Origin of the sequence: Leifsonia sp. NPDC056665 (assembly GCF_042791795.1) — a bacterium.
Taxonomy (GTDB): domain Bacteria; phylum Actinomycetota; class Actinomycetes; order Actinomycetales; family Microbacteriaceae; genus Leifsonia.
This window is the reverse complement of the sequence record NZ_JBHTXK010000003.1, coordinates 123077-148294: the sequence shown is the minus strand read 5'-3', so window position 1 is coordinate 148294 and position 25218 is coordinate 123077. Positions and strand designations below refer to the sequence as shown.

Sequence of the window (25218 nt, the reverse complement as noted above, 5' to 3'; positions counted from 1 at the left end):
CGGCCGGAAATCGGTCATTGCCGGGCTGAGTGGGCCTGTGTATCGTCTGCCGTGAAAGCGGGACCTGCCTGCTGACGGAGGCGTGAGATGGCTGAATTCGAGTACGGCCCGGCGGAGTTCATCGTCGCCCAGTTCGACAACGACAGACCGTCGCCCGGGGTGGTCCAGGCCATCCTCGACCTGGTGGAGAGCGGCACGGTCCGCCTGCTCGACCTGCTGTTCGTGATGCGTCACGCCGACGGCGGGATCGAGATCGTGGAGCTGGAGGAGATCGGCGACGAGATCGGGATGGCCGACATCACCCTGGACGCCGGCGGCCTCGCGGGCGGGGAGGACGTGGACTCGATCGCCGAGCTGATCGAGCCGGGCTCGACCGGCGCGATCCTGGTCATCGAGCACCTCTGGGCGAAGGACCTCGCCAGCAAGTTCTTCCAGGCGGGCGGTCTGGTGGTCCACAGCGAGCGCATCCCGGCGCCGGTCGTCAACGCGGTCGTGGCCGGGGAGTTCGAGGACTACGCGGAGTCCGACGCCGATGTCGAGACGGTCGAGAGCTGAGAGCTGAGGAGTGGGGACATGCCTTTAGGACGAATGGGACGCCCGGGACTGATCGGGATGGCGGCCCGTACGGCCGTCGTGGCCGGGACGGCGACGGCCGTGTCCGGCAACGTGCAGCGGCGGCAGGCGCAGCGCCAGCAGAACCAGTACGAGCAGCAGGCGTACGAGCAGGAGCAGCAGCAGGCGCAGATGCAGCAGGCGGCGCAGGACGCGGCCGCGCAGCAGCAGGCCGCAGCGCCGGCGGCTCCTCCCGCCGACGACATGATGGCGAAGATCCAGCAGCTCGCCACCCTGCACTCGCAGGGGATCCTGTCGGACGAGGAGTTCAGCGCGGCCAAAGCCAAACTCCTGGCCTGACCACGCAACCGCAGCACGCCGCAACCGCCGAGTACGCAGATAATCCGCGTACTCGGCGGGCGGTTTTCGCCTGACTATTCGCGTACTCGACGGGTTGCTCGGGGGGCGGGGGTCCGAGGGTTAGCGGCGGAAGCCGGGGTGGCCGTCGGGCGGGACGGTGGAGGCGGCGGCGAGTTTGGCGAGCAGCGTTGCGAGGGCGACCTGCTCGTCGTCGTCGAGGGGGGACAGCAGGTCGTCCTGGTGCGCCTCGGCGACCTCCCTCAGCCGCGCGAGCATCCGCTCGCCCTCGGGCGCGAGGGTGAGCACGTTGTTGCGGCGGTCGCCCTCGCTGCGCTCGCGGACGACGAACCCCTTCGCCTCGAGCTCGTCCACCAGCGCGACCAGCCGGCTCGGGAGCGTCCCGAGCTGCTCGGCGAGCTCGCGCTGGCTGAGCCCCTGACGCCGCCCGAGCACCCGGATCGCGCCGGCCTCCCGTGGCGTGAGGCCCAGGGTCGCGACGCGCTCGGCGAAACGGTCGGCGGCGTCCGCTCCGATCTGGGCGAGCAGGAACGCCGTGCGCGGCGGGGCGCCGCGGCGGGCGCGCTGGGGGATGGACGTCACAGAAACCAGAATAGCGCTTGCGCGTAACGATTACACAGTGTAATCATTTCAACTATGAACGATATCCAGCCGACTCCCCGTCGTCGCCGACCGGACGGCCCGCCCCTGGGCATCCTCGCGGTCGTCCACGCCGGTCTGTTCCTGCTCGCGCTGATCGTCGGATTCGTGCTGTCCGGCGCCGGGGCGTTCCTCTCGCCGTTCGCCGGCGCGGACGCGGTCGCCGCGCACGCCCACGCCGATTGGGCTGCCATCCGCGTCGGCGCGATGCTGCAGTTCGGCTCCGCCGTGCCCCTCGGCATCTACGCCGCCACCGCGTTCGCCCGCCTCCAGCGTCTGGGTGTGCGCGTCCCCGGCCCGGCGATCGGCTTCACGGGCGGCCTCACCGCCTCGATCCTGCTGATGGTGTCGGCGTTCGGCACGTACCTGCTGAGCCGTCCCGATTTGACGTCGGACCCGCGCCTGGCCCTCACGTTCTCGTTCCTGGCGTTCGTCTCCGGGGGCGTCGGCTACGTCGTCGGCCTCGGTCTGCTGATCGCCGGGATGGCGGTGCCGGGTGTCATCCTCGGCCTGCTCCCGCGCTGGCTGGCGTGGGCGGGCCTGGTGGTGGCGGCGCTCTCGGAGCTGTCCTTCCTGTCCCTGGCCGTGGAGCCGCTGCAGTTCCTGATCCCGATCGGGCGCTTCGCGGGGATCGCGTGGCTGATCGCGGCAGGGTTCCTACTGCCGCTGGATCGGCGCGAGGTGCGGGATCGGGCGGGGACGCGCGAGGAGGTGCGGCCATGAGCCAGACATCCCACGACTACCAGCCACCTCGCGTCGCGTTCGTCCTCGGCGCGAACGGGGCCATCGGCAACGCGATCTGCCGGGCGCTCGGCGCGGACGGCCTCCTCATCGCCCCGGCCGCACGGGACGCGGACGCGCTGCGCGCTCTCCAGGACGAGCTCGTCGCGTCCGGAGTCGCCTGCCCGCGGACCTTCCCGCTCGACGCCACCGACGACGGCGCGCTCGAGTCCGCCGTCGCCGAGGCGGCCGGGCTCGGCGACGGGCTGGCGGTCGCCGTCAACAATGTCGGCCGCGGCCACATGCCGACCCCGCTCGCGGACATGCCCGCGGGCGTGTTCGACCAGCTCGTCGCGGTGAACTTCCGCACGGTGGCCGTCGCGATGCGCGCCGAGGTGCTGGCGCTGCGGGCGTCCGCCGGGCCGCGCGCCATCGTGAACATCACCTCCACTGCCGGGACCCGCGGCGCCCCCGGGATGTCGGCGTACGCAGCGGCGAAGCACGCGGTGATCGGCCTGACCCTGACGACGGCGCTCGACGAGGCGCGGTCGGGCATCCGGGTGAACGCGGTCGCGCCCGGCCCGATCATGTCCGGTGGCAACCTCCGCCTGGACGACGCGACGCGCGAGCGGATCGGCGGCTACGTCCCGGTGGGCCGGATGGGCACCCCGGAGGAGGTCGCCGCGGCGGTCGCGTGGCTCGCGTCGCCTGCCGCGTCGTACGTGACGGGAGACGTGCTCGCCGTCGACGGCGGCCGCACGATCTGACGACGGCGCGACCCCTACGATGGACGGGTGAGCGAACTGGCAGGCTGGAAGCACGTCTACTCCGGGAAGGTCCGCGACCTCTACGTCCCCGAGGGGGCCGACGGGCTGGACGACACGTCCGCCGTCCTCGTGGTGGCCTCCGACCGGGTGAGTGCGTTCGACCACGTGCTCGAGCCCGGCATCCCGGGCAAGGGCGAGCTGCTCACCACGCTGAGCCTGTGGTGGTTCGACCGCCTGGGCAGCGTCCCGAACCACCTCATCCCGGACCACGCGCTGGAGGGCGACCGCGTCGTCGAGCGGATCCCGGCCGAGGTCGCGGGCCGCGCGATGCTCGTGAAGCCGCTCGACATGTTCCCGATCGAGTGCGTCGTCCGGGGCTACCTGACCGGCAGCGGCTGGGCCGAGTACCAGACGACGCAGAGCGTCTGCGGCGTCCCGCTCCCGGCTGGGCTCACGGACGGCGACCGGCTGCCGGAGCCGATCTACACGCCCGCGTGGAAGGCGCCGCTCGGCGCGCACGACGAGAACATCAGCTTCGAGCGCACGGTCGAGCTGGTCGGCCCGGAGGTCGCGGAGGAGCTCCGCCGGCTGTCGCTGGACGTGTACGCGCGCGGCGCGGCCATCGCCGAGGAGCATGGCGTCATCATCGCGGACACGAAGTTCGAGTTCGGCGCCGACCGCGCCACCGGTGAGATCACGCTCGCGGACGAGGTGCTCACCAGCGACTCCAGCCGTTACTGGGACGCCAGCGTGTTCGCCACGGCCGCGAACCCGTCCGAGCGGATGGCCAGCTTCGACAAGCAGATCGTCCGCGACTGGCTCGCCTCCAACTGGGACAAGCAGGGCACCCCGCCCGAGCTCCCCGCCGAGGTGGTGGAGCGCACGGCCGCCCGGTACCGGGAACTGCTGGAGCGGCTGACCGGGAGGTAGGCGCAGGCTTCGCGCTAGCTCGACCTCCGCGCTCCGCTCTCCGGCACCCGCGGCCCTGCCCGCGGCTCCGCCGCAGCCTCGCGCGCGTCGAGCCGGCCGCCGATCGCCCTCAGTGCGGCGAGGATGGTCGCCACGTCGACCAGCTCCTGGATGAGCGCGCCCGCCGTCGCCGGGATGAACCCGAACGCCGCGATCAGCATCAGTACGACCGACACCGCGATCCCGAGCCAGATGCTCTGGAGGGCGATGCGCACGGTGTCCGTGCCGATCCGCACGGCGCGGGCGACGCCGTGGATGTCGTCCACGAGGATCACCGCGTCTGCCGACTCGCTCGCCGCGGTCGCGCCCTTGGCGCCCATCGCGATCCCGACGTCTGCTGCGGCGAGCACGGGGGCGTCGTTCACACCGTCGCCGACCATGATCACGGGCCGCTCGGCGACGCCGGCGACCTCGGCGACCTTGTCGGCCGGCAGGCACTCCGCACGGACGCGCGTGATGCCGAGCTCCCCGGCGATGTGCTCCGCGGTCTCCCGGGCGTCTCCGGTGAGCATCATCGTGTTCGTGACGCCGAGCGCGGACAGCTCTCGGAGTGTGGCCGCGGCGTTCGACCGGAGCCGGTCGCTCGCGAGCAGCGCGCCGGCGAACCGTCCGCCGATCGCGACGTAGACCGCCAGCTCGCCCGGCGCGATCGGAGTGCGCACCGCGTCGGGCGCGTGCGCGGCGACGAATGCGAACTTGCCGACCACGACCTCCCTTCCGTCGATGTCCGCCACGACGCCGTTGGTCGCGGCCTCCTGCGCGGAGGCGGCCTCGCGCAGCTCCAGCCCGCGCTCCCGAGCGGCGTGGATGAACGACGCCGCAAGCACGTGGGACGAGTACTGCTCGGCGCTGGCCACCGCGGCCAGCAGCTCGTCCGCGTCGAGCGGCGGCTGCGGGCGCACGTCGCTGAGGGCGGGGGCGCCGTAGGTGAGCGTGCCCGTCTTATCGAACACGGCCGTGCGCGCCCTCGCGAGCTGCTCCAGCACGCCGCCGGATTTGACGATGATGCTGTTGCGCGCGCCCCGGCTCATCCCGCCGATGAATGCGACAGGGGCCGCGATGAGCAGCGGGCACGGCGTCGCCAGCACGAGCACCTCGGCGAACCTCACCGGGTCACTGCTCAGCCACCAGGCGATCGCGCCGAGCGCCAGTGAGAACACGGTGAACGGCACCGCGTAGCGGTCCGCGAGCCGGACCACGGGCGCCTTGCTCTCCGCCGCCTGCGCGACCAGGGCGACGATCTGCTGGTACTGCGAGGACGCGGCCGTGGATGTCGCCCGCAGCTCCACCGCCTCCTGCCCGTTCACCGACCCGCTCAGCACCTCGTCGCCCGCCGTCTTCTCGACCGGGATGCTCTCCCCCGTGATCGAGGCCTGGTCGAACGCCGCCTTGGCGGAGAGCAGGACGCCGTCGACCGGGACGATCTCCGACGGCCGGACGAGCAGCGCATCGCCCACCTCCACCTGGTCGACCGGCACCTCCCGATAGCCGCCGTCGACCACCAGATGCGCCAACTGCGGCGCGCGCGTGAGCAGGGCGTCGAGCTCGCGTTTCGCCCGGCGGTTGGCGTAGTCCTCGAGCGCGTCGCCGCCGGTCAGCATGAGCACGACGATCAGCGCGGCCACGAACTCGCCGACCAGCACCGTGGCGACGATCGCCGTGATGGCCAGGATGTCGAGACCGAACCGGCCGTGCGCCATCGCGCGGACCATCCCCACCGCCTGCCACACGGCGACGGCGAGCGCGTAGACGCTGAACAGCCACTGCACCAGCCAGCCGGCGCCCGCGAGCGCCAGCACGACGCCCACCACGCCGACGCCCAGCGTCATCGTCACGACCCAGTACCGGCGGCCCAGCCGCGCCATCCGTCTCATCGCACCTCCCGGAACCATCCTTGGGCAGCGGGTCTCGTCGGAGAAGACCCGACCTGGATCCGTGGAGAAGTCGCGCGAGCGGTGGGGCTGTGGAGGACAGTCGCATTCCCCCACGTACATGGGCGTGGCGGTAGCGTCACGACATGGCAACCACCGGTACCGACGCTCATCCGCTCCCCACCGCCGCGGTCGCCGACGCCGCCGTCCGCCTCGGAATCCCCGTCGCCGCGGCCCCGGTCGCGCTCCTCCCGCTGCTCCCCGGCCGCCCCTTCCACGGCCCCGCCGCACCCGTCACCCACCTCGGCAGCGTCGACGTGCTCCTGGAGACCATCGACGACGCCCCTCCCGGCGCCGTGCTCGTCGTCGACAACGGCGGCAGGCGCGACGAGGCCTGCGTCGGCGACCTGATGCTGCTGGAGGCGCGGGAGGCGGGCCTCAACGGCGCCGTGGTCTGGGGCCTGCATCGTGACACCGCGCAGCTCCGGGAGATCGGCCTCCCGCTGTTCAGCCTCGGCGCGAACCCGTTCGGCCCGCGCCGGGTCCCGCCCGCCGGGGCGGCGATGCGCAGCGCCATGCTCGACGGTGTCGCCGTCACGCCGGGCGACTGGATCGTCGCCGACGACGACGGCGTCCTCGTTATCGGCGCCGACCGCCGCGACGAGCTCCTCGCCGAAGCGCGGCGCATCCAGACGGTGGAGGGCGCGCAGTCCGAGCGGATGCGGGCCGGGACGTCGCTGCGCGCCCAGCTCGACTTCACCCGCTATCGCGAGCTCCAGAACACCGATCCGACGCTCACCCTCCGCCGCTACCTGGCCGAGACCGGCGGCGCGATCGAGACCTGAAATACGCGCGGCCCCTCACGCGTTGCACTCCCCATGCCCGAACTGCTTCCCTCCGACTCCGCGATGGGTGCGGTGACCCTCCGGGTCGCCGACCTCGACGCCATGACCGCCTACTACCGCGACGCCGTCACGCTCTCCGTGCTGGCCGCCGAGGGAGGCCGCGTCATCCTCGGCCGCGGCGCGACGCCGTCGGTGATCCTGGAGCACGCGCCCGAGCTGAAGCACGCCTCCCCCGGTGAGGCCGGACTGTTCCACACCGCGATCGTGTTCGACAGCCAGGAGGCCCTTGCCGCCGCGGTCTATTCGATCGCGCGCCGCGCCCCCGGCACGTTCACCGGAAGCGCCGACCACCTGGTCTCGCAGGCCTTCTACTTCACCGACCCGGAGGGCAATGGCGTCGAGCTGTACTGGGACCGCGACCGCAGCCTGTGGAGCTGGACGCACGGGCAGGTGGAGATGGACACGCTCTACCTCGACCCGAACGCGTTCCTCCGCGAGCACCTCAGCGACCGGGGCGCGGCGCTGGCCGAGCTGCCGACGCTGGACGGCTCGACCGCGGACGACCCGCGCTTCGGCGACGCGGTGGTCGGCCACGTGCACCTGTCGGTCGGGGACGTCGCCTCGGCCCGCGCGTTCTACGTCGACCGGCTCGGCTTCGAGGCCACGGCCTCCCTCGGCTCGTCGGCCCTGTTCGTGTCGGCGGGCGGCTACCACCATCACATGGCGATGAACACCTGGAACAGCCGCGGCGCCGGCGTGCGGCGGCTCGCGCTCGGGCTCGGCGAGGTGCAGCTCCGCCTGCCTGGCGCGGACGACGTGGGCGCGCTGACGGAGCGGATGCGGCACTACAGCGTGCCGACGCGGGACGACGGGCGGTCGGTGTCGTTCGACGACCCGTGGGCGAACGTCGTGCGGGTGGTCGCGGAGGCATCGACAGCACAGGCGTAGGCAGCGGAGGAGCCCGCGGACGACACGCGAACCTTAAGCAGTGAACGGAGGACTCCCCGGCCGGGTGGGCCGGGGAGTCCTCCGTTGTTCACGTGACGCGGGCGCGACTAGTCCGTCGCGGGGGCGGCGTGGATGCCGTGGTGCTCCTCCCCGTCACCGCGCGTGCCGGCCGCCGGCTCGGCGGCGTGCGCGCCGTGCCGCGCCACATCCACCGGGCCGGAGCCCGCGTGAGCGCCGTGCGCGGCCGCTGCGGACTCCGCGACGCCGACAGGCTCCCCGGCGACCGCACCGGCAGGCGCACCGGCCGCTTCACCCGCGGCGCCCTGACCGCCTGCGGCCCTGGGGCCCCACGCGGGCGGCTTCGGCTTCGCCCACCACACGACGATGAGCGCGCCGAGGAAGGCGACCGCCGCGGGCAGCAGCAGCGCCTCCGACATCGCCTGGGTGAACCCGGCGTGCAGGAAGCTCGGCAGCTCCGTCCCCGCGGTCGCGGTCGGCGCCGCGCCGCTCGGGGCCTTCGGCAGGTCGGCGGCGAGGCGGCCGGTGATGAGCGCGGAGATGGAGGCGCTTCCGAGCACGGCGCCGATCTGGCGCGTCGTGTTGAAGACGCCCGAGCCGGCTCCGGCCTGGTTGATCGGGAGGTTGCGGGTGGTGACGGCCGAGATCGGCCCCCAGACGCCCGACATCGCGATGCCCATCAGCGCGCTCGGGATGAGCAGCCACCAGATGCTCACATCCGGGGTCAGCATCCGCGAGTAGAGGAACAGCGACAGCGAGAACAGCACCAGCCCGGGCGTCGCGATGAGCTTGGGGTTGATCCTGTCGATCAGCTTGCCCATCACCGGGGCGAGCACGCCGGAGAACACCGCGGTCGGTGCGAGCATCAGCGCCGACTGGGTCGGGGTGAGGCCGCGCACGGTCTGGAAGTAGAACACCAGCGGGAGCGCCATGCAGGTGACGGCGAAGCCGACCGTGGTGATCGCGCCGTTGGACAGCGAGAAGTTTCGGTCGCGGAACAGCGGGAGCGGCAGCAGCGGCTCCTTCTTGTTGAGCGCCTGCCAGACCACGAACGCGATCAGGACGACGATGCCGGAGATGATGAGTCCCCAGACCGAGAACGGGCCGTCCCCGATGACACCCCAGTTGTAGGTGCCGCCCTCCTGGATGCCGAACACCAGCAGGAACATGCCGACCGCGGAGAGCACGACGCCGAGGATGTCGAACGCGTGCGTGTGCGTCGGGAGCTTCGGGACGAGCCGCATCGCGAGGATGAACGCCACGACGCCGACCGGGACGTTGATGAAGAAGATCCACTCCCAGCCGAGCCAGTCGACCAGCACACCGCCGAGCAGCGGGCCGATCAGCGTCGCGACGCCGGCGACGGCGCCCCACAGGCCCATGGCCGCACCGCGGCGGTCGGGCGGGAAGATCCGGGTGATGACAGCCATCGTCTGCGGGGTCATCAGCGAGGCGCCGAGGCCCTGGACGACGCGGGCGGTGATCAGCATCGTAATGCCGCCACCGGCCATGACGCCGGAGAATCCGCACCAGGCCGAAGCCAGGGTGAAGATGACGAGGCCGATCAGATACATGTTCTTGGGGCCGAAGCGGTCGCCGAGGCGCCCGGTGATCAGCAGCGGGACGGCGTACGCGAGCAGGTAGGCGCTGGTGACCCAGATGACCGCGTTGTAGTCCGTACCGAGGTTGAGGCCCTTCATGATCGACGGGTTGGCGACCGACACGATGGTGGTGTCGATCAGGATCATGAAGAACCCGATGACGAGCGCCCAGAGGGCGGGCCACGGCTTCAGTTGGCGTTCCATGTGATTCTTTCTCTCAGTGCGTTTTCTCCTCGTCCCAGGAGATGGCTCCTGAGGCGAGGTCGTCGATGAGGGCTTCGAGGGCGGCGGCTTCCGCCTCCGCCGTCGTGCGCAGGTACCGCACGTCGAGCCAGTACTTCTCGGGCAGCCCCTTCGCGCGGACCCGGTGGATTCCGTCGTCGAGGAGGGCGATGTCGGCGCGCATGAGGCCGACGCGGTTGCGGAGGAGGTCGATCACGGTCTCGAGCGGGAGGTTGTGCGCCTCGCCGAGGCCGAGCGGGAACTCCGGGAACTCGTTGACCGGGGTCGCGATGATGTCCGCGACGCGTTCGCCGAGCGCCTGGGTGCCCTCCTCCGTGATCTCGTAGGTGGTGCGCTCCGGGCGGTTGCCCTCGCGCTCGGTGCCGGTCGCGCGCACCAGCCCCTGCCGGGCCAGACGATCGACCGTGTGGTAGAGCGAGCCCGGCCGCACCTTGACGAGCCGGTCCTCCGAGCGCAGCACGAGCGTCTGATACATCTCGTACGGGTGCGTCGGCCCCTCGGCGAGCAGCGCGAGCGCTGCGACGGCGAGCGGGGTGAGGGTCGGGGAGTGCGGCATGGTTTCTCGAGCAGGCGCTTTCGATGGATGGATGATCGGATGGGATTATTCCAAGTGGAATAGTACGCCAGGGGCATTTTCGCCGTCAAGCGCCAGGAGGTCGGTACTTGTCACGATCCGCTGCTTAGTGACCGGACGGCAATGGTCGGATGTAACTAGGTGGACTAGCTAACCAGCCTCCCGGGCGGATCATTGCCATCCCCATAGCAAAGAAAAAAAGTTCCGAAAGCTGGATAGCTAGTTGATCTAGCTAGCGCTATGATCGTTCCACGCTCACACGCCCGAGCGGAAGGAGACGATGATGGGCGCTCTGATCTACGACGGCCAGTCGTTCGAGTTCGACGACCGCGCGCTCGCGCACCTGCAGGCCGTCATCACCATGAAGCTGCGCAGGAGGGAGCCGTTCCTGCTGTCCTGGAACCCGGACGCGGCCGAGCCGATCGGCCGTCACGCGCTCTGGATCGACAACGCCATCCCGCTCCGCTACGAGTTCGCGTCCCCCACCGCCGAGCGGCTCGACGACCGGTGGCTGAACGCGCTCGCCGACCAGACGTCGCGCCCGAGCGGCCTCTTCTTCTCCCCGCAGCCGGCCGAAGCCGTCGCGGTCTGACGCGGTTCCGCCGGTGCGCAGGAATATCATCGAGATCATGGCGACGGGCAGACCCGATTCCACTCCTCCCGCGTCCGGACGCCCGGATGCGGACCGTAGGCGCGCCCTCGAGGTCCTGGAAGGCCTCCGGAGCTACCTGGTCGCCGAGTCGGCGATGCAGCGCCGCTCCGAGAAGAGCATGAACCTCACGGTCAACGACATCTCGGCGCTCCGCTACCTGTTGCGCGCCCGGGAGCGCGGCATCGCCGTCGGCCCCAAGGAGCTCGGCGACTACCTCGGCATCCAGAGCTCGTCCATCACCGTGCTGCTCGACCGGCTGGAGAAGGCCGGTCACATCCGCCGCGAGCCCAGCCCGTTCGACCGCCGCGCGCTGATCATCGTGCCGGCGGTCCCCATCGACGAGATCCACCGCGCGATCCTCGGCGACGTCCGGGAGGAGCTGGTCGACGTGGCCGCGGCGCTGGACGACGACGAGTCCCGCACGGTCATCCGGTTCCTCGACAGGCTCCGCGACGCGATCGACAACATCGGCGACGTGACGTCGCAGGGGCCCAAGCGGCCGAGTCGCTGAGGCGGACCGCCGAGCTCAGAGCTGCAGTGCCCGGTTCAGCCCGATGAGCTGCTCGGCGAACAGTCCCGCGCCGCCCTGCGCGGGATGCCGGATCGCCGGCGCCTCCAGACCCGCCGTCGCGATCGCGCCCTGCGCCTTCCTGCCCACCGCGACGACCGTCTCGATCTCCAGCGCACGGATCAGCTCCAGCGCGACCGGCGCCCCGGCGCGCACCTCGGCGGGCCGTGGCGTGCGGTTGCTGTGCGGCGTGCCCGCGACGAACGGATGCAGCGGGTAGACCGGCCACGACAGCGGCAGCGGGCCGCACCAGTCCTTCAGCGTCGCCCAGACGACCCGGCTGGAGGCCTCCCACGGCGCCTGCGGATGCTCGGGCAGCTCCAGCCCGGGCACCACCCCGGCCTCGGCCTCCCGCGCCGACACGAACGGGACGCCGGTCACCGTCATCCCCCGCCAGCCCGGCGCCTCGCCCAGCAGCAGGACCGACGCGTGCGGCATGGCGAAGTACCGCCGCAGGTTGCGCTCGCGCCGCCGGCCCTCCGGATCGTCGCCGTACAGCGCCTCGGCGTCGCTCGGCTCGGGAAGCGCGCGCAGCAACGCGAAGAAGCGGGCGAACGGGTCGGCGGCCATTCCCCTACGATGCCACGCCCACGCCGAGGCGCGGAGGTCAGCGCTCGGCGTGCACCCGCGGCTTCGACATCCGGTCGATGGCGGCGAGGACGACCGCAGAGGCGATGAACACGCAGTGGATGACCACCTGCCAGAACACGCCGAGCGACGTGTACCGCTCGCCGTCGATCGACCCGCCGTTCGAGGCGCCGAGGTCGCCGACCGCGATGAAGGTCTTCAGCAGGTGGATGGAGGAGATGCCGATGATCGCCATCGCCAGCTTCACCTTGAGCACGTTGGCGTTGACGTGCGACAGCCATTCCGGCTGGTCGGGATGGCCCTTCACGTTGACGCGGGAGACGAACGTCTCGTAGCCGCCGATGATGACCATGATCAGCAGGTTCGCGATCATCACGACGTCGATCAGCCCGAGGACGGCGAGCATGACGTACGCCTCGTCGACGTGGCTCGGGTCGGAGACGACCTTCTCGGTGAGGTGCCAGAGCTCCACGACGAAGACGTAGACGTAGACCGCCTGGGCGACGATGAGCCCGAGGTAGAGCGGCGCCTGCAGCCAGCGGCTCGAGAAGATCAGGGCGCTGATGGCGCGGCTGGGCGCACGGGGAGGCGGCGAGGCAGGCGGGCGCTGAGGTGCAGGCGCGTGCTGGGCGGCGGTCGGGGCGACGGGGGTCTCGATCACGGGGTCCTCACGGTCGGGCGGCTCCCAGAATAGACAGCTGTAGATGTGAGAACGCTCAGGATTCTACGGCGACATCGGCTCCGAGGACGAGCACGCGGTCTCAGGTCCCGACTACTGCAAATGTCGCGCCGAACTCGGTCAGGGCCGGTATTGGCACGCAATCGCATCGCCCCGGCACGGCAATCGACCGCGACCACAACCGCCACGTCGCCTCGGGCCCTAACTTCATCAGGGCCCAGGGGTCTACCCCCGGTTCGCAACACAGGGAACGGAGGCATGCGCATGGACGAGACCTACAACGAGGTCGTTTCGGAGATGAGCAACCCGCAGGGCTTCGTGGCCTCACTCTTCGCTGGGTGGAACCACGGCGCCGCGATGTTCTGATCGAGCACCACTTCACGGGAGGGGTCGCTCGCGCCGAGCGGCCCTCCCCTGCACTGAACGACGGATAGATGACCGATCCAACTACACGACGCGTCGCGGAGACTCTCGCAGCAGCATCCGCACGCTCTCACACTGCCGCCCACCCACGATTCCCGGCCGTGATGGCCCATGTCGCGTTGGACGGAAATGCGTTCCTCCTCGCCGCCCGCCGCGATCACGCACCGCTGACGGACCTGCGCCTTCGGCGCGATCTGAGTTCCCGTATCATGCTCGAACTTAACATCGACGCTTTGCTGCAGCACCAGCCAGCACTCCGATCCACGCTTATCGAGATTCTCACTGATTCGCCCCACCTGGATCTGGTCTGTCACACCATGCTCGACCGCCTCCGCCGGACATCGTCAGTGCGGCCGGATCGCCCACGCCGCTTTACCACCGACCTGTCGGAGTACGTCACCATGCTGAAGTACGTCAACGCGTTCGGGAGCTGGGAAGACGCGCTCGACGTCGCCCAGGCGGTCTACGCGAGTCGAAGGCCGGACGCGGAGTCGCACGCTGAGAGCATGACGTACGCACTGGCCGCGACGGTCCTCGGGCTGTGCGGTGAGGCGACGTTCAGCGACGACCTATTCACCCGCGCCTTGACGACGATGACCGATCCGATCGAGATGACCTTCGCCGGTCTGCGTTGGGCATCCCTCCGAGCAAAGCGACAAGGTCAGCTAGACGGCGCGGAGAGCGTGATCGAGAGGCTCGAACAGGAGCTCGCGAATTCACCCGTGACCGACGGGGACAGGGCCCTCGGTTACGGGATGCTCGCGAACTTCCGGGGATTGATCGCCATCCGCCGACGGCGCGCGCGGACGGCCGAGGATTCCGTGATGCGCGCGATCGGCTATTTCGAAGAGGCGGATCGCCTCCGTACCGAGAGCGACCGGGTCGGCACGGAGGAAGCTCGGCGATACGAGTGGATGGCGAGACTCAACCTCATTCAGCTTGATATATTTACTCAAACATTCGGCCGGGCGATCGCACGCTTGTCTGCACTCATCGACTTCTCGCGCGGTCGAAGTCGGCCTCCACGAGCAGCATGTCGAGCCCGCAGCGCTGGATGCCGTGCGCCTCCGCGATGCCGGGGAACAGCCGGTCGACCTCGTGATCGACGGCCACCACGACGGCGTCGGCGGACACCCGCCCGCGCGACGTGTGCACCCGGCCGGTCTCGACGCCGGTGACGGTGGTCTGCCAGAAGAAGTCGACGCCGTGCGCGTCGAGCCAGCGCGCGATCGCCGGTGCGGCCTCCCGCGGGTCGACCTGGAGATCGGCGGGGAAGAACGCGCCCCCGACCGCGACGCCGTCGGCGACGGGGACACGGTCTCGCACATCGGCGGGGGTCAGCATCCGCACGTCGTGGCCGCCGCGCGTGGCGCGGAACTCCTCGAGCACGGCCAGCTCGTCCTGCGCCTGCGCGACGACGACGGTGCCGGCCTCGCCGAGCCAGAATCCGGCCTCCACGGCGAGGGTCAGCCAGAGCTCGCGGCCGAGCTCGGCGTACGCCCTCGCCTCGCCTTCCTGGCCGGTGATGCACAGGTGGCCGAAGCCGCGCACCGAGGATCCCTCCACGCTGGAAGCCCTGTCCACCACGGCCACGGTCAGCCCGCGCCGGAGCGCCGCCACGGCGTGCCCCAGCCCGACGATGCCACCACCGACGATCGCGAGGTCGTAGTGCCTGCCCATTCACGTCTCCCGTCCGCAGGAAGTCCCGCGACGACGGTAGAAGCCGGCGACGACGGTGGCGGCAACTCCGGGTAGCCGGGCGGTGAACGCGCGGTTGCCGATCGGCGACTCGTGAGAGTTCTGACAGACTCGCCCGGCGCTCCCCACGCCGTCGCTAGGATCTGGTCTGCCCCGACCGGAACCCGAGCGCGGGTGCCGGCGCCGACGCTCGTCCCGACTTCGTGCGCTGCGCACGATCCTGTGCCTCGGGTGGAGTCGGGGGGAGACCTATGCGTGGAGTGCCGGACGGCCGGACGACGAGGCGGTTCCGCGCGGGGGCGGGGGCGGTCGCGATCGCTGCTGCTGCCGCCGTGTTCGTGACGGGCCTGGCGGCGCCGTCGCAGGCGGTGCCTGCGACGCCCTCCACTGCCGCGGATCACTCGATCGCGCTGCCGGGGGCCGCGGCGCTCATGGGGACCGGTCCTGCCACTGACGCGTCCGGCGACGTCTGGATGCTCGTCACCACCGGCGTCGAGGAGGTCCGCCCCGACGGCACCCTGGTGAACTTCCCGACCACTGCCGGCCGCGTGGCCCAGGGTGGGATCACCGTCGACACTGCAGGCGACGCCTGGTACGTCGACAACGAAAACCCTGGCGCCTCGTACGTCAGCGAGGTCACCGCCGCGGGCGTGGTGCACGACTATCCGGACCCCCTCGGCCCCGCGACGCTCGTCAGCGGCCCGGATGGCACCGTCTGGCTGCTCGGCCGACTGGGCGGCACGTTCGGCGGCGGTGTCGTGCGATACACCTCGTCGGGCACTGTGACCCAGTTCTCCACGCCGCAGGTGGTGTCGCACGCGTTCCTGCCGGACGGCACACTGTGGTTCGGCGGCGACACGACGGTCGGGTGGATCACCCCGACCCAGACCAGCACCACGATCGGTAGCGTCACGGTGCCCAGCACCGTCCAGGGCATGGTGGTGGACGCGAGCGGCACCGTGTGGTTCGACGAGCAGGGCGCGATCGGAGCGGTCGCGCCCGACCACTCGGTCTCGAGCTACCCCGTCCCGGGCGGCAAGACCCCGACGGCGTTGGTCCTCGGCTCCGACGGGGATCCGTGGTTCACGGACACGGGAAGCCTCCTGGTCGCGGGCACAGCGCCGCTGGAGTACACGGTCCGCACGGGAGGCGTCCTCGCCTCTGTGTCGTTCGGCCTCGGCAACTACGCCACGGTCGACACGCCGTTCGTGGGTCCGGACGGACGGCTGTGGCTGACGGCGCACGAGCAGGGTCAGACGACCGGAACCTCCCCTGTTGACCTGCTACGGATCGCCACCGACGGAACGGTCACGCGCACGTCGGAGCCCGGCGACTACTCGCTGATGCTCCGCACCTCGCCGAACGGGACGGTCTGGTTCCAGACGTCCAACTACGGGTTCGCACCGGCACCCGCACTGACGGGCGTCATCGCCGCGGACGGCAGCATGCAGACCCTGGCGAGCCAGTCGGGCCAGGAGTTCGGGACGGTCTTCGACTCGGCCGGACGGGCGTGGGGCTACGACCCCTCGACGAACATGCTGCACGAGTACTGGCCGGTCGCGACCACGCGCGTGTCCGCGTCCGACCGCTTCGCGACGTCGGTCGCCGTCGCGCAGCGCGAATACCCGAACACGGCCCCGACCGTGGTCGTCGCCTCCGGCATGAACTTCCCGGACGGCCTGTCGGCCGGACCGGTCGCCGCCGCGGACGGCGGTCCGCTGCTGCTGACCGGACCGACGACGCTCCCGCAGGCCGTCTCCGCCGAGATCACGCACCTCGCGCCGACCAAGATCCTGGTGATCGGCGGCCCCGCCGCCGTCTCCGACGATGTGGTGGCGCAGTTGAACGCGATCGCCCCGGTGACCCGGCTCTCCGGCGCCGACCGGTACGCGACGTCGCGCGCGCTCGTGTCCTCCGCCTTCGGCGGCGGTGCGTCCACGGTCTACGTGGCGACCGGCGCGAACTTCCCCGACGCCCTCTCGGCCGGCGGCGCCGCGGGCTCGCAGGGCGCCCCGCTGCTCCTGGTCGACGGCACGGAGTCGACGCTCGACGACGCGACGGCGCAGCTCCTCCAGAGCCTGCATGTGCAGCACATCGAGCTCGTCGGCGGAACCAGCGCGGTGTCGCCGGGCGTCGCCGCGGGACTCGGCGCGATCGCCCCGGTGGCGCGGCTGTCTGGCGCAGACCGCTACTCGACGGCCGTCGCGGTGAACCAGCAGGCGTACGCGGGCGCCCCGGCCGGCGCGTCGGTGCTCATCGCGACCGGATCGAGCTTCCCCGACGCGCTCTCCGCGTCCGCGTGGGCCGCTGCCGCGAAGTCCCCGCTCTACGTGGCGGCACCGGGATGCGTGCCGCAGCCGGTGCTGGGCGCGATCGGGACGATGCAGGCCGGCGGCGTCAGCGTGGTCGGCGGCCCGAGCGCTCTCAGCGACGGCGTCCTCCACCTGACGGGCTGCTGATCGCGACAGGCCACTGATCGCGACAGGCCACTGACCAGGGGGTCAGTGGCCTGTTGCACTTCTGTGACGATCGGCGCAGAATCGCAACATGACGTCGAACCAGAACACGCGCGAGTTCGATCCGGACATCGTCACGGACTTCCGCGAGCGCATGTCGTACGGGTCGTATCTCGACCTCGCCACCCTGCTCAGTGCCCAGAAACCGGTGAGCGTGCCGGAGCATCACGACGAGCTGCTGTTCATCATCCAGCACCAGACCACCGAGCTGTGGCTGAAGCTCGTGCTGCACGAGCTGGAGTCGGCGCGCGACCTGCTGCGCGCCGACGAACTTCAGCCGGCGCTCAAGCGGATCGCGCGCGTCAAGCACATCCAGAAGACGCTGACGGAGCAGTGGTCGGTGCTGGCGACGCTCACGCCCACCGAGTACGCCCAGTTCCGCGGCTTCCTCGGCAACTCGTCGGGGTTCCAGTCGTACCAGTACCGCGCGGTGGAGTTCGTGCTCGGCAACAAGAACCGGCGGATGCTGTCGGTCTTCCGCGACGACCCCGGCGCGCTCGCACTGCTCACCGAACTGCTGGAGGCGCCGAGCGTATACGACGAGTTCCTGCGCTACCTGGCGCGTGCAGGGCACGCCGTGCCGCAGGCGGTGCTCGACCGGGACGTCACGGAGGCCCACGTGTTCAGCCCGGAGCTGGTCCCGGTGTTCCGCGACATCTACGAGCACGCCTCGGAGCACTGGAGCGAGTACGAGGCCTGCGAAGAGTTCGTCGACCTGGAGGACAACTTCCAGCTCTGGCGCTTCCGCCACCTCAAGACCGTGCAGCGCACCATCGGCATGAAGACCGGCACCGGGGGCTCCACCGGCGTCAGCTTCCTGCAGAAGGCGCTCGACCTGACGTTCTTCCCCGAGCTGTTCGCCGTGCGGACGGAGATCGGGGCGCCGGAGTGAGCGACGCCCGCTCGCAGGCCAGCGCCATCCAGGTGGACGCCGTCTGGAGCGGCGCGGGGTTCGACGGCCCGGCGGCGTTCCGCGTCGACGGCGAGCGCCTCCTGCCCGCGGCCGCCGACGCCGGCCCGCCCCTCCCACTGGGCGGCACCCTCTTCGCGTCGCTGACCGACCACCACACGCACCTCGGCCTCGCCGACCCGGCCGCACTCTTCGCCGCCGGCATCACGCACGCGGTCGACCTCGGCTGGATCCCGGGCGTCGCGGCCTCCTGGACGGCCGACCTCCCGGACCGACCGGCGGTCGCGATCGCGGGCGCGCTGATCACCGCCCCGGGCGGCTACCCGGTGGCGTCCGGATGGGCTCCGGAGGGCGCTGCGGCGGAGGTCGGCGGCCCGCGCGAAGCGGCGGAAGCGGTGCGGAGACAGATCATGATGGGAGCCTCCCGCATCAAGGTCGCCCTCAACAGCGACGCGGGCGAAACCGTGGACAACCCGACGCTGGCCGCGGTTGTGGAGGAATCCCACGCCGCCGGGCTCCCCGTCGTCGCGCACGTGCAGGGCCCGGGCCAGGCCGCCCGCGCGGTCGCGGCCGGTGTCGACCAGCTCGCGCACACCCCCTTCACCGAACGGCTCGACGACGCGCTCCTCGCGGAGTCCGTCCGCCGTGGGATGACGTGGATCAGCACCCTCGACATCCACGGCTGGGGCACCCCGACCGAGCACTACCGCATCGCCGTCGACAACCTCCGCCGGTTCGCCGGCGCCGGCGGACGGGTGCTGTACGGCACCGACCTCGGCAACGGCGACCTCCCCGTCGGCGTGAACGCACGCGAGCTCGCCGCGCTGCAGGAGGCCGGGCTGACCGGCGACGCGCTCGTGCGCACGATCGCGGGCGGGCCGACGCCCTCCCTCGGCCCCCGCGTCGCCTGGACCCCCACCCCGCCTCCCGCCGACGACCGCGACCTGCCCAGTTGGCTCGCCACCGCCCGCGGCGTTCGCGTCCCCGGCCTCCTCACCCTCACCTCCCGACCGCTTGGACAGGACACCCCATGACCGACATCCCCGACGACCTGTTCGCCTACGACCCGCTCGACGACGAGGTCGCGGCAGCCGACGCCGACACCCTCGCCGGCGATCCCCTCGCCGCCGCCCGCGCGCTCGACGAGGCCGACCCGCTCGCCCCGTACCGCGATCGGTTCGTGGGCGTCGCGCCCGCCGGCGCCGACCTCGGCACAGCCTCCCCCGTCGTCGCGTACTTCGACGGCAACTCCCTCGGGCGGCCCGTGCGCGCAAGCGTCGAGCGCATCCAGCGGTTCCTCGTGGACGGCTGGGGCGGCCGGCTGATCCGCGGCTGGGACGAGGAGTGGATGGAGCTGCCGTTCCGCATCGGCGACACGCTCGGCGAGACCGCGCTCGGCGCCGCGGCCGGGCAGGCCTTCATCGGCGACTCCACGACCGTGCTCCTCTACAAGCTGGCGCGCGCCGCCGTCGACTCCCTGCCCGAGCGCAGCGAGATCGTCCTCGACACCGACAACTTCCCGACCGACCGCTACGTGCTCGACGGCATCGCCCGCGAGCGCGGACTGACACTGGTCTGGATCGAGGCGGACACCGAGTCCGGCGTGACTCCCGAGCAGGTCGCGGCGGCGGTCGGACCGCGCACGGCGCTCGTCGTGCTCAGCCACGTCGCGTACCGCTCGGGGTTCCTCGCCGACGCACGCACGATCACGCGCATCGTCCACGACGCGGGAGCGCTCGTGCTGTGGGACCTCTGCCACTCCGCCGGCTCCGTGCCCGTCGAGCTCGACGAGTGGGACGCCGACCTGGCCGTCGGCTGCACCTACAAGTACTTGAACGGCGGCCCGGGATCGCCCGCGTTCGGCTACGTGAGCGGCCGCCTCCAGCGCCGGCTCGTGCAGCCGATCCAGGGCTGGATGGGCGTGCGCGACGTGTTCCTGATGGGGCCGGAGTACCAGCCGGCCGACGGCCTCCGCCGCTTCATCTCCGGCACGCCGCCGATCGTGGGGATGCTCGCCCTGCAGGACACGGTCGCGATGATCGGGGAGTGCGGGATCGACGCGGTGCGCGCGAAGTCGGTCGCGCTCACGACGTTCGCCGTGCGGCTCGCCGACACCTGGCTGACGCCGCTCGGCGTCACCCTCGCGAGCCCGCGCGACCCGTCGCAGCGCGGTGGGCACGTCACCCTCAGTCACCCGGCGATGCGGGAGGTCACGGCGCGGCTGTGGGAGCGCGACGTCATCCCCGACTACCGCGACCCGGACGGCCTCCGCATCGGGCTGTCGCCGCTGAGCACGAGCTTCGAGGAGGTCGCGCTGGGGCTGGCGGCGGTGCGGGATGTGCTGGGCGAGCTGATCACGGAATGAGCGGCCCGGTGGAGGTGCGGGAGCTGGTGGAGGTGCGGGAGGTGCGGGAGGACCTCGAAGCCAGCAGCGGCTCCGCCACCGCCATGCTCCGCACGGTCGTCGGCAGCACCCTGCGGCCGCTCGGCGGCTGGATGAGCGCCGCAGGAGCGGTGGAGCTGATGGCCGCGCTCGGCGTCCCCGCGGCGACCGCGCGCTCCAGCCTGGCGCGACTGTGCGCGCGGGGCGTGCTGGTCCGCGAGCCGCGGGACGGGGTCGCCGGCTACGCGCTCGACCCGGCCGCGGTGCCGATGCTGGAGCGCGGGGACGCGCGCATCTTCGGCGAGCGCGCCGCGCCGGCCTCCTGGTGCCTGGTGTCCTTCTCGTTCCCCGAGCACCAGCGCTCGCAGCGCCACCGGCTGCGGCGGACCCTCGCCGCGCTCGGCTGCGGGACGGTCGCCGACGGACTGTGGATCGGGCCCGACGCCCTGGAGTCCGAACTCGCGGAGGTCGCGCACGCCTTCGGCGCCGACCTGTTCACCGGCGCGCACCCCGGCACGCCCTCCACCCCCGACCTCCCGTCCGCCCTCGCGCGCTGGTACGACCTCCCCACCATCCGCACCCTCCACGAGGCCTTCCTCGACCGCTTCCAGGCCGCGCCGACCCCGGCCGACGACCGCGACGCCTTCGCCCTGTGGATCCGCCTCCTCGACGAGTGGCGCGTCATCCCGTACCGCGACCCCGGCCTCCCCGCCGCCGCCCTGCCCGCCGACTGGCCGGGCGCCGCCTCCGCCGCCCTGTTCGCGCGCCTCCACGCCGCGCTCGCCGGCCGCGCGCTCGCCTTCGCCGCAGGGACCGCCCGCGCGGACCGAGGGACCTCCGCCCCACGGTAGAATCGCTGTGCCCGGATGCGCGAGTGGAGCGGAGATCACCCTTTGTCGACGATCGTTGTGGAAGTCATGCCCAAGGCTGAGCTGCTCGACCCGCAGGGCAAGGCCGTCGCCGGCGCCCTCGGGCGCATCGGCAAGGGCCAGTTCTCGGGAGTCCGCGTCGGCAAGCGGTTCGAGCTGACCGTCGACGGCCCGATCGACGACGCCACGCGCGCCGCGGTCGAGGAGATCGCCACCGAGATCCTCTCCAACTCGGTCATCGAGGACGTGGTGGGCATCCACTACCCCGGCGAGGACGCCTGATGCGCATCGGCGTCATCACCTTCCCCGGCTCGCTGGACGACCGGGACGCGCTGCGCGCCGTCCGCATCGCCGGCGCCGAGCCGGTCGCGCTCTGGCACGGCGACCACGACCTCCAGGGAGTCGACGCGCTCGTCCTCCCCGGCGGGTTCAGCTACGGCGACTACCTGCGCTGCGGCGCCATCGCCTCCCTCTCACCGATCATGACCGAGGTCGTGGACGCGGCGGCCAAGGGGATGCCCGTGCTCGGCATCTGCAACGGCTTCCAGATGCTCGCCGAGGCGCACCTCGTCGCGGGCGGCCTCATCCGCAACGACCACGGCAACTTCATCCGCCGCGACCAGCACCTGGTGGTCGAGAACGCAGACACCCCGTGGACCAACGGCTTCGAGCAGGGCCAGGAGATCGTCATCCCGCTGAAGAACGGCGAGGGCGGCTTCATCGCCTCGGCCGAAGAGCTGAAGCGGCTGGAGGGCGAGGGCCTGGTCGTCTTCCGCTACGCCGGCGTGAACCCCAACGGCTCGCTGGACGACATCGCGGGCGTCCGCAACGAGCGCGGCAACGTGGTCGGCCTGATGCCGCACCCCGAGCACGCGGTCGAGGCGGGCTTCGGCCCCGACACCGCCGTCGCCATGCGCTCCGGCATCGACGGCCTCACCTTCTTCACCAGCGTCATCCGCTCCACCCTCGTAGACGCGTAGCGCCCCGCCGCAATCTCTTCCGGACTTCTGTACGCGACACGCCGTGTTACGGCGTACACAACTCCGGAATTGATGGATGGTCAGGCGAGCGCGGTGTAGACGACCAGGCGGAGGTCGGGGTGGTCGGTGGGGGTGAGTTGGTGGTGCTCGAGGGTGACGGCGCCGCGGCGCGGGTGGCGGAAGCGGCGCTCGCGTGACGCGAAGCCGCGGATGTCGTAGCGCTCCCACGCGGCGCGGAACGCGGGGCTGGCCTCCCGCAGCCGCTCGACCAACGCGCGCACGGCCGGATCGCCGGCGCGCGTGCCCGTCTCGGCGCGGAACTCGGCCAGGAAGCGGGCGCTCGTCTCCTCCCAGTCGGGCAGCAGCTCGCGCACCGCGGGATCGGTGAAGACCAGCCAGAGCAGGTTGCGGTCCTCGCGCGCCACCCGCGCGACATTCGGGTACAGGTCGGCGTACGCCGCGTTCCACCCGGCGATGCCCCAGTCGGGCGCGAGGGCGAACGCCGGGTTCGCGCCGAGCGCGTCGAGCAGGCGCTGGACGTGCGCGGGCGCGTCCTCCACCGGACGGGACGGCACGAGCGACGGGAGGCCGAAGCCCGCGAGCGACAGCAGGTACTCGTGCTCGGGCGGCGTGAGCCGGAGCGTGCGGGCGACGGCGTCGAGCACCGAGCGGGACGGGTTGATCTGCCTGCCCTGCTCCAGCCAGGTGTACCAGGTGACGCTCACGCCGGACAGGTAGGCGACCTCCTCGCGGCGCAGCCCCAGGTCGCGCGAGCGTCCGACCGGCGGGAGGCCGTACTCGGCGCGCGGGGCCTGCTCGCGGCGGCTGCGCAGGAAGCGTCCCAGCTCGCCGCGGCGGTCGTCCTGTTCGGTCACGCCGTCGATACTAGTGCTGCCACTACTAGTAGTGACGCCGTCTTCCGGCCGCAGCGCACCGCCCGCACGATGGGAGCATGCCAGTTCTCCGCTCCCGCACTGTCACCCACGGCCGCAACATGGCCGGCGCCCGCGCACTGCTGCGCGCCGCCGGCGTCGCCCGCGAGGACTTCGGCAAGCCGATCGTCGCCGTCGCGAACAGCTTCACCGAGTTCGTCCCCGGCCACACCCACCTGCAGCCGGTCGGCCGCATCGTTTCGCAGGCCGTGCAGGCCGCGGGCGGCATCCCCCGCGAGTTCAACACGATCGCGGTGGACGACGGGATCGCGATGGGCCACGGCGGGATGCTGTACTCGCTGCCCTCGCGCGAGCTGATCGCCGACTCCGTCGAGTACATGGTGAACGCCCACTGCGCCGACGCACTCGTCTGCGTCTCCAACTGCGACAAGATCACCCCGGGGATGCTGCTGGCCGCGCTGCGCCTGAACATCCCGACCGTGTTCGTCTCGGGCGGCCCGATGGAGGGCGGCCGCACAGTGCTCGTGGACGGCACCGTCCGCAAGCTCGACCTCATCTCCGCGATGGCCGACTCCGCGAACGACGCGGTGTCCGACGAGGACCTGCTGCGGGTCGAGGAGGCCGCGTGCCCGACCTGCGGCTCGTGCTCGGGCATGTTCACCGCGAACTCGATGAACTTCCTGGTGGAGGCGCTCGGCCTCGGCCTCCCGGGCAACGGCTCCACCCTCGCGACTCACACCGCCCGCCGCGCGCTCTACGAGAAGGCGGGCACGACGGCCGTCGAGCTCGCGCACCGCTACTACGACGGCGAGGACGCGTCCGTGCTCCCCTGCTCGATCGCGACCAGGGAGGCCTTCGGCAACGCGATGGCGCTCGACATCGCGATGGGCGGCTCGACCAATACGATCCTGCATCTGCTCGCGGCCGCCCGCGAAGGCGGGATCGACTACGACCTCGGCGACATCGACCGGCTCTCCCGCCGCGTGCCCTGCCTCAGCAAGGTCGCGCCCAACGGTGCGGCGCTGGTGGAGGACGTGCACCGGGCGGGCGGCGTGCCCGCGCTGCTCGGCGAGCTCGACCGCGCCGGCCTGCTCGACCGCGGGGTGCACAGCATCCACGCGGCGTCGCTGGAGGCGTGGCTGGCGGACTGGGACATCCGCGGCGGCTCGGCAACGGCCGAGGCGATCGAGCTCTTCCACGCCGCCCCCGGCGGGGTGCGGTCGGCGCAGGCGTCGTCGCAGTCGGAGCGGTGGGAGTCGCTGGACACCGACGGTGCGACCGGCGTGATCCGGGATGTCGCCCACGCCCACTCGGCGAACGGCGGCCTCGCCATTCTGCGCGGCAACCTCGCGCCGGACGGCTCCGTGGTGAAGACCGCGGGCGTGGACCCGAGCATCCTGGTCTTCTCCGGCCCGGCCGTGGTGGTCGAGTCGCAGGAGGAGGCGGTGGACGCCATCCTGACCAAGCGCGTGCAGGCCGGCGACGTGGTGGTCGTGCGTTACGAGGGCCCGCGCGGCGGTCCGGGGATGCAGGAGATGCTGTACCCGACGTCGTTCCTGAAGGGCCGCGGCCTCGGGGCGAAGTGCGCGCTCATCACGGACGGCCGGTTCTCCGGCGGGACGTCCGGCCTGTCGATCGGGCACGTCTCGCCCGAGGCGGCGGCCGGCGGCGCGATCGCGCTGGTGGAGGACGGCGACATCATCACGATCGACGTCGCCGCGCGCAGCATCCGGCTGGAGGTCTCCGACGCCGAGCTCGACGCGCGCCGGGAGGCGCTGGCCGCGGGCCGCGGATTCCGTCCGGTCGACCGCGAGCGGCCGGTGTCGGCGGCGCTGCGGGCGTATGCCGCAATGACGCTGTCCGCGGACCAGGGCGCGGCCCGCGACGTCGACCAGCTCACCCGCGCGGCGGTCCCGACCGCCTAGCCGCCGCTC

General features: G+C 71.7%; 25 protein-coding genes. 17 read left to right on the top strand and 8 right to left on the bottom strand.

All coding sequences use genetic code 11. The annotated features are described in order from the left end of the window. Nucleotides 1-87 precede the first annotated feature (87 nt). On the top strand, nt 88-555 hold the full coding sequence (locus ACFQ9V_RS04995) for a DUF6325 family protein (protein WP_382458061.1): 468 nt from the start codon (nt 88-90) through the stop codon (nt 553-555). Nucleotides 556-573: 18 nt separating this feature from the next. Beyond that, complete coding sequence (locus tag ACFQ9V_RS04990) at nt 574-912, top strand: SHOCT domain-containing protein (protein ID WP_382458060.1); 339 nt, start codon at nt 574-576, stop codon at nt 910-912. A gap of 120 nt (nt 913-1032) precedes the next feature. Here the strand turns inward: ACFQ9V_RS04990 and ACFQ9V_RS04985 are convergent, their stop codons facing one another. Beyond that, nucleotides 1033-1512 carry a MarR family winged helix-turn-helix transcriptional regulator gene (locus tag ACFQ9V_RS04985; protein WP_382458059.1) on the bottom strand — a complete coding sequence of 160 codons (480 nt, stop codon included), beginning with the start codon at nt 1510-1512 and terminating at the stop codon, nt 1033-1035. Between the two features lie 54 nt (nt 1513-1566). On the opposite strand from ACFQ9V_RS04985, the gene ACFQ9V_RS04980 reads away from it, so the two are divergent. The 3 genes from ACFQ9V_RS04980 to ACFQ9V_RS04970 are packed head-to-tail and all read left to right on the top strand — an operon-like array spanning nt 1567 to nt 3986. Further along, nucleotides 1567-2292, top strand: coding sequence for a hypothetical protein (locus ACFQ9V_RS04980; RefSeq protein WP_382458058.1), 726 nt, complete (start codon nt 1567-1569; stop codon nt 2290-2292). Further along, entirely contained in the window at nt 2289-3056 is a 768-nt protein-coding gene (locus ACFQ9V_RS04975; RefSeq protein WP_382458057.1) for an SDR family NAD(P)-dependent oxidoreductase, read from the top strand. Before ACFQ9V_RS04980 ends, ACFQ9V_RS04975 begins: the two co-directional genes overlap by 4 nt. A 27-nt stretch (nt 3057-3083) precedes the next feature. Next, on the top strand, nt 3084-3986 hold the full coding sequence (locus tag ACFQ9V_RS04970; protein ID WP_382458056.1) for a phosphoribosylaminoimidazolesuccinocarboxamide synthase: 903 nt from the start codon (nt 3084-3086) through the stop codon (nt 3984-3986). A 14-nt stretch (nt 3987-4000) separates the two neighbouring features. Here ACFQ9V_RS04970 and ACFQ9V_RS04965 read toward each other — a convergent pair whose 3' ends face one another. Continuing rightward, nucleotides 4001-5899: a heavy metal translocating P-type ATPase gene (locus ACFQ9V_RS04965; protein WP_382458055.1), complete on the bottom strand. Its 1899-nt coding sequence runs from the start codon at nt 5897-5899 to the stop codon at nt 4001-4003. A gap of 143 nt (nt 5900-6042) precedes the next feature. On the opposite strand from ACFQ9V_RS04965, the gene ACFQ9V_RS04960 reads away from it, so the two are divergent. Both ACFQ9V_RS04960 and ACFQ9V_RS04955 read left to right on the top strand, forming a co-directional pair. Beyond that, nucleotides 6043-6741: an RraA family protein gene (locus ACFQ9V_RS04960; RefSeq protein ID WP_382458054.1), complete on the top strand. Its 699-nt coding sequence runs from the start codon at nt 6043-6045 to the stop codon at nt 6739-6741. A 33-nt stretch (nt 6742-6774) separates the two neighbouring features. Next, nucleotides 6775-7689, top strand: coding sequence for a VOC family protein (locus ACFQ9V_RS04955; protein ID WP_382458053.1), 915 nt, complete (start codon nt 6775-6777; stop codon nt 7687-7689). Nucleotides 7690-7796: 107 nt separating this feature from the next. Here ACFQ9V_RS04955 and ACFQ9V_RS04950 read toward each other — a convergent pair whose 3' ends face one another. Continuing rightward, nucleotides 7797-9512, bottom strand: a complete 1716-nt coding sequence (locus tag ACFQ9V_RS04950; RefSeq protein ID WP_382458052.1) for a DHA2 family efflux MFS transporter permease subunit — start codon at nt 9510-9512, stop codon at nt 7797-7799. Nucleotides 9513-9525: 13 nt separating this feature from the next. Next, nucleotides 9526-10107: a PadR family transcriptional regulator gene (locus ACFQ9V_RS04945; RefSeq protein WP_382458051.1), complete on the bottom strand. Its 582-nt coding sequence runs from the start codon at nt 10105-10107 to the stop codon at nt 9526-9528. A gap of 301 nt (nt 10108-10408) precedes the next feature. On the opposite strand from ACFQ9V_RS04945, the gene ACFQ9V_RS04940 reads away from it, so the two are divergent. Then, complete coding sequence (locus tag ACFQ9V_RS04940; RefSeq protein ID WP_382458050.1) at nt 10409-10717, top strand: hypothetical protein; 309 nt, start codon at nt 10409-10411, stop codon at nt 10715-10717. Between the two features lie 37 nt (nt 10718-10754). Further along, nucleotides 10755-11288 carry a MarR family winged helix-turn-helix transcriptional regulator gene (locus ACFQ9V_RS04935; protein ID WP_382458049.1) on the top strand — a complete coding sequence of 178 codons (534 nt, stop codon included), beginning with the start codon at nt 10755-10757 and terminating at the stop codon, nt 11286-11288. Between the two features lie 15 nt (nt 11289-11303). Here the strand turns inward: ACFQ9V_RS04935 and ACFQ9V_RS04930 are convergent, their stop codons facing one another. The 3 genes from ACFQ9V_RS04930 to ACFQ9V_RS04920 all read right to left on the bottom strand — a co-directional run bounded on the left by ACFQ9V_RS04930 (nt 11304) and on the right by ACFQ9V_RS04920 (nt 14715). Continuing rightward, on the bottom strand, nt 11304-11915 hold the full coding sequence (locus tag ACFQ9V_RS04930) for a uracil-DNA glycosylase (RefSeq protein ID WP_382458048.1): 612 nt from the start codon (nt 11913-11915) through the stop codon (nt 11304-11306). Between the two features lie 37 nt (nt 11916-11952). Beyond that, on the bottom strand, nt 11953-12594 hold the full coding sequence (locus ACFQ9V_RS04925; protein WP_382458047.1) for a TIGR00645 family protein: 642 nt from the start codon (nt 12592-12594) through the stop codon (nt 11953-11955). 1431 nt (nt 12595-14025) lie between these two features. Beyond that, nucleotides 14026-14715 carry an FAD-dependent oxidoreductase gene (locus ACFQ9V_RS04920; RefSeq protein WP_382458046.1) on the bottom strand — a complete coding sequence of 230 codons (690 nt, stop codon included), beginning with the start codon at nt 14713-14715 and terminating at the stop codon, nt 14026-14028. A 269-nt stretch (nt 14716-14984) separates the two neighbouring features. On the opposite strand from ACFQ9V_RS04920, the gene ACFQ9V_RS04915 reads away from it, so the two are divergent. The 7 genes from ACFQ9V_RS04915 (at nt 14985) to purQ (ending at nt 22391) form a co-directional block, all read left to right on the top strand. Continuing rightward, nucleotides 14985-17192 carry a cell wall-binding repeat-containing protein gene (locus ACFQ9V_RS04915; protein ID WP_382458045.1) on the top strand — a complete coding sequence of 736 codons (2208 nt, stop codon included), beginning with the start codon at nt 14985-14987 and terminating at the stop codon, nt 17190-17192. 88 nt (nt 17193-17280) lie between these two features. Next, nucleotides 17281-18141: a tryptophan 2,3-dioxygenase gene (gene kynA, locus ACFQ9V_RS04910; protein WP_382458044.1), complete on the top strand. Its 861-nt coding sequence runs from the start codon at nt 17281-17283 to the stop codon at nt 18139-18141. Further along, nucleotides 18138-19193, top strand: a complete 1056-nt coding sequence (locus tag ACFQ9V_RS04905) for a hypothetical protein (RefSeq protein ID WP_382458043.1) — start codon at nt 18138-18140, stop codon at nt 19191-19193. Before kynA ends, ACFQ9V_RS04905 begins: the two co-directional genes overlap by 4 nt. After that, nucleotides 19190-20524, top strand: coding sequence for a kynureninase (locus ACFQ9V_RS04900; RefSeq protein ID WP_382458042.1), 1335 nt, complete (start codon nt 19190-19192; stop codon nt 20522-20524). The genes ACFQ9V_RS04905 and ACFQ9V_RS04900 overlap by 4 nt, the downstream gene beginning before the upstream one ends. Continuing rightward, nucleotides 20521-21393, top strand: a complete 873-nt coding sequence (locus ACFQ9V_RS04895) for a PaaX family transcriptional regulator C-terminal domain-containing protein (RefSeq protein ID WP_382458041.1) — start codon at nt 20521-20523, stop codon at nt 21391-21393. The genes ACFQ9V_RS04900 and ACFQ9V_RS04895 overlap by 4 nt, the downstream gene beginning before the upstream one ends. Before the next feature lie 42 nt (nt 21394-21435). Beyond that, entirely contained in the window at nt 21436-21693 is a 258-nt protein-coding gene (gene purS / locus ACFQ9V_RS04890) for a phosphoribosylformylglycinamidine synthase subunit PurS (RefSeq protein WP_382458040.1), read from the top strand. Then, nucleotides 21693-22391, top strand: a complete 699-nt coding sequence (purQ, locus tag ACFQ9V_RS04885) for a phosphoribosylformylglycinamidine synthase subunit PurQ (protein WP_382458039.1) — start codon at nt 21693-21695, stop codon at nt 22389-22391. Before purS ends, purQ begins: the two co-directional genes overlap by 1 nt. An 80-nt stretch (nt 22392-22471) precedes the next feature. Here purQ and ACFQ9V_RS04880 read toward each other — a convergent pair whose 3' ends face one another. Beyond that, a complete protein-coding gene (locus tag ACFQ9V_RS04880; RefSeq protein WP_382458182.1) occupies nt 22472-23275 on the bottom strand; it encodes a helix-turn-helix transcriptional regulator in 804 nt (267 codons plus the stop codon). A gap of 68 nt (nt 23276-23343) precedes the next feature. Between ACFQ9V_RS04880 and ilvD the strand changes: the two genes are divergently transcribed. Further along, nucleotides 23344-25209 carry a dihydroxy-acid dehydratase gene (gene ilvD / locus ACFQ9V_RS04875; protein WP_382458038.1) on the top strand — a complete coding sequence of 622 codons (1866 nt, stop codon included), beginning with the start codon at nt 23344-23346 and terminating at the stop codon, nt 25207-25209. The last annotated feature ends 9 nt before the right edge of the window (nt 25210-25218 follow it).